At 55.4% G+C, this 4,011-nt stretch carries 5 protein-coding genes; all 5 read left to right on the top strand.

Features of this window, described 5'->3' with window-relative positions:
* A partial coding sequence (locus Xkoz_RS18295; RefSeq protein WP_244183513.1) for a terminase TerL endonuclease subunit occupies positions 1–708 on the top strand: 708 nt, incomplete at its 5' end.
* Between the two features lie 9 nt (positions 709–717).
* Positions 718–894, top strand: coding sequence for a hypothetical protein (locus tag Xkoz_RS21415; RefSeq protein WP_167386624.1), 177 nt, complete (start codon positions 718–720; stop codon positions 892–894).
* On the top strand, positions 894–2,135 hold the full coding sequence (locus Xkoz_RS18290) for a phage portal protein (protein WP_099143387.1): 1,242 nt from the start codon (positions 894–896) through the stop codon (positions 2,133–2,135). The genes Xkoz_RS21415 and Xkoz_RS18290 overlap by 1 nt, the downstream gene beginning before the upstream one ends.
* Positions 2,113–2,766, top strand: coding sequence for an HK97 family phage prohead protease (locus Xkoz_RS18285; RefSeq protein WP_141554443.1), 654 nt, complete (start codon positions 2,113–2,115; stop codon positions 2,764–2,766). The genes Xkoz_RS18290 and Xkoz_RS18285 overlap by 23 nt, the downstream gene beginning before the upstream one ends.
* Positions 2,767–2,780: 14 nt before the next feature.
* Positions 2,781–3,995: a phage major capsid protein gene (locus Xkoz_RS18280; protein WP_099143385.1), complete on the top strand. Its 1,215-nt coding sequence runs from the start codon at positions 2,781–2,783 to the stop codon at positions 3,993–3,995.
* Positions 3,996–4,011 lie beyond the last annotated feature (16 nt).

The raw sequence follows: 4,011 nt of genomic DNA, 5'->3' as shown, positions 1-4,011 counted from the left end.
GCCGAATCCGCGTGGATGGACATGTTGAAATGGGACGACTGCGAACCGATAGCCCCGCCGCATGAGCTGAAAACCTACCCGATGTGGGTCGGCGTGGATCTGGCGAACAAGATAGATATCTGCGCCGCCGTCAAAGTGTGGCAGGGTAACAATGGTCATGTCCATGCTGACTTTAAATTCTGGCTGCCGGAAGACCGGCTGGAACGCTGTTCACGCCAAATGGCAGAACTCTACCGTAAGTGGGCGGAGATCGGCGTATTAACCCTGACTGATGGCGAGGTGGTAGATCATGCGCAAATAAAGGAAGAGCTGCAATATTGGGTCAGCGGTGAAAACCTGAAAGAGATTGGCTTTGATCCGTGGAGCGCGACCCAGTTCAGCCGGGCGTTAGCGGAAGAAGGGCTACCCCTGATTGAAGTCGCCCAAACGGTGCGTAACCTGTCGGAAGCCATGAAATCGCTGGAAGCGCTGGTCTACAGCGGCAAATTCCACCATAACGATCACCCGGTCATGAACTGGATGATGAGCAACGTCACCGCCAAACCCGACAAGAACGACAACATTTTCCCGAACAAATCCACACCGGAAGCCAAGATAGACGGCCCCGTCGCGCTGTTTACCGCCATGAGCCGCCTGCTGGTGAACGGGGGCGAGCAACCGGAAAGCCTGTCCGATGTGTTAATGAGCCGAGGCTTGCGCTCGCTCTGAGGTATTTTCATGACATTATTAATGATTGCTGCCCTGCTGGTCGGGTTGGCCGGCGCGTGCCTGCTGTCTTACGGCGCGTGGCTGCTACTGCCCGCCGCGGGGTTTATGGTGGCGGGGATGCTCTGCCTCGGCTGGTCATATCTGGTCTCACGCATGTTGGGCCATAAACCCGACAAGGAGGCCTGATGTTCTTTCCCGGACTGTTTCGCAAATCCGCCGAACCCATGACCTCGCGTGAACTCAGTGAACTGATTGGCCTGTCTTACGATACGTATACCGGGCGCAAGGTTAACCCTCAGTTAGCGATGCAACTGACCGCGGTCTTTAGCTGTGTGCGGGTGCTGGCGGAATCGGTCGGCATGCTGCCCTGTTCGCTGTATGAACAACTGGAGCGGGGAAATCGACGCGCCGTTAAAGAGCGGCTGCACAAGCTGCTGTCCGTTAAACCAAATAACTACATGACCCCACAGGAATTTTGGGAACTATTGATTGCCTGCCTGTGCCTGCGGGGTAACTTCTACGCCTACAAAGTCAAGGCACTGGGGGAGGTGGTGGAGTTACTGCCTCTCGATCCGGGCAGCGTGACACCAAAACTCAATAACGACTGGGTGCCGGAATATCAGGTCACCTTCCCGAACGGTGACACCGCCACCCTGACACAACATGAAATCTGGCATGTACGTATCTTTACGCTGAATGGCCTGACGGGGTTAAGCCCGATTGCCTATGCCCGGCAGGCGATAGGGTTAGGGCTGGCAACCGAAGAGCACGGTTCCCGGCTGTTCGGTAATGGGGCGGTCACCAGCGGGGTACTGCAAACCGATGAAAAATTGACGGATGAGGCCTTTGACCGCCTGAAGACGGATTTTGAGGCGCAGCATCAAGGGTTGGTGAATGCCCATAAACCCATCATTTTGGAAATGGGGTTGAAGTGGAGTCAGATTTCCTTATCCGCCGAAGACGCCCAGTTTCTGGAAACCCGCAAGTTTCAGCTGGAAGAAATTTGTCGCATTTACCGCGTGCCGCTGCATATGGTGCAGAACACCGACAGGGCGACATTCAACAACATTGAAAATCTGGGGATCGGGTTTATCAATTACTCGCTGGTGCCCTATCTCACCCGGATTGAACAGCGCATCAATGCCGGACTGGTCAACAGCAACAAGCAGGGGCGGTTCTACGCCAAGTTCAATACGGGGGCACTCTTGCGCGGGGATATGAAATCCCGTTTTGAAGCCTACGCCACCGGCATCAACTGGGGGATCTACTCCCCTAATGAGTGCCGTGAACTGGAAGATCTGAACCCGCGCGAGAACGGGGATATCTATCTGACCCCGATGAATATGACCACAAAACCGGGAAATACCGACCCAAAAACCCCAGCGGAGGAGACACTGTATGCCGATGATGACGAAACAACGGCTTGACGTGCCCCTGAAAATCAAATCGGTCAGCGACTCCGGCGAGTTCGAGGGCTACGGTTCGGTATTCGGGGTGAGAGACAGCTATGACGATATTGTGATGCCCGGCGCCTTTGCCAGCACCCTGACGCAGTGGCGCGAAAAAGGCGGTTTGCCGGCGCTCCTCTGGCAGCACCGGATGGATGAACCCATCGGTATCTATACCGACATGAAAGAAGACGCCGTCGGGTTGTACCTCAAGGGGCGGCTGCTCATTGATGATGACCCGCTAGCAAAACGGGCGCACGCCCATATGAAAGCCGGTTCCCTGTCGGGGTTGTCCATCGGTTACATCCTGAAAGACTGGGAATACGACCGGACAAAAGAGGCGTTTTTACTGAAAGATCTGGATTTATGGGAAGTCAGCCTCGTGACCTTTCCGGCCAATGACGAGGCACGGGTGAGCGAGGTCAAAAACGCGCTGGCGCGTGGCGACATTCCCACACCCAAAAGTATTGAACGGGTCCTGCGCGACGCTGGACTCACCCGCTCTCAGGCTAAGGCGTTCATGGCTGAGGGGTACGGCGCGTTGTCTCTGCGTGACGCTGAAACGGACGTGTCCATTTTGAATGCATTAAAAACCATTACTTTTGAATAATCACGGAGTCCATTATGGCAGTTGAATTGAAAGACGTTGAACAGGTCGCGCAGGAAATCAAGGGGCGCTTTGACGAGTTCAAAGAGAAGAATGATAAACGCTTTGAGGCGATTGAGGCCGAAAAAGGCAAATTGTCCGGTCAGGTTGACACCCTGAACGGCAAACTGTCCGAACTGGATAGCCTGAAAACGGCGCTGGAAGAAGAACTGGCGGGGCTGAAACGTCCGGCCGGCGGCGCAAACAATAAGGCCGTATCTGAGCACAAGACCGCCTTTGCCCAGTTTATCCGCAAGGGCCGGGATGACGGACTGGCTGAACTGGAACAGAAAGCCATGCAGACCGTCAGTGATCCGGATGGCGGCTATGCCGTTCCCGAAGAGCTGGATCGCAACATTATCAACATCCTGAAAGACGAAGTGGTGATGCGGGCAGAATGCAGCGTGGTATCGGTGGGCAACCCCAACTTTAAGCGCCTGATTAATCAGGGCGGCACCAACAGCGGCTGGGTGGGGGAAACAGACGAACGCCCCGAAACCCAGACCGCCAAGCTGGCGCAAATCGAACCGACGTGGGGCGAAATTTACGGCAACCCGGCGGCCACCCAGATCATGCTGGATGACGCCTTCTTCGATGTCGAAGCCTTTATCACCTCAGAGTTGACACAGGAATTTGCCGAGCAGGAAGAGGTGGCCTTTACCCACGGCGATGGCAAGAACAAACCCAAAGGCTTGCTGGCCTACGGCAGTGACACGCAGGAGGACAAGGATCGCAAGTGGGGCACCTTGCAGCACTTATTGCTGAAAAAGCCGACCGAAGTCACCGCGGACGAAATCATGCAACTGATCTACACCCTGCGTAAACCGTACCGCACCGGGGCGAAGTTCATGATGAACAACAAAATGCTGTTTCAGGTGCGTACCCTGAAAGACAGTCAGGGCAACTACCTGTGGCAGCCGGGCTTGCAGTTGGGGCAACCCTCCGCGCTGCTGGGTTACGGGATTGCGGAAAACGAGCAGTTTGCGGACTTAAAGACTGCGGACGCGGTGCCAGTGGCGTTTGGTAACTTCAAGCGCTGCTACACCATTCTGGATCGCGTTGGTATTCGCATGTTACGTGACCCGTACACCCGCAAGCCGTTTGTCCACTTTTATACCACCAAGCGCGTAGGTTCCCTGCTGGTGGACAGCAACGCGGTGAAACTGCTGAAAACCGCCGCGGGCAAAGCGTGATCACGATGGCGGCCAG

The sequence above is a fragment of the Xenorhabdus kozodoii genome, assembly GCF_002632875.1.
GTDB lineage: Bacteria > Pseudomonadota > Gammaproteobacteria > Enterobacterales > Enterobacteriaceae > Xenorhabdus > Xenorhabdus kozodoii.
Note: the sequence above shows the minus strand (reverse complement) of the source record. Positions and strands in the feature narration are given on the sequence as shown.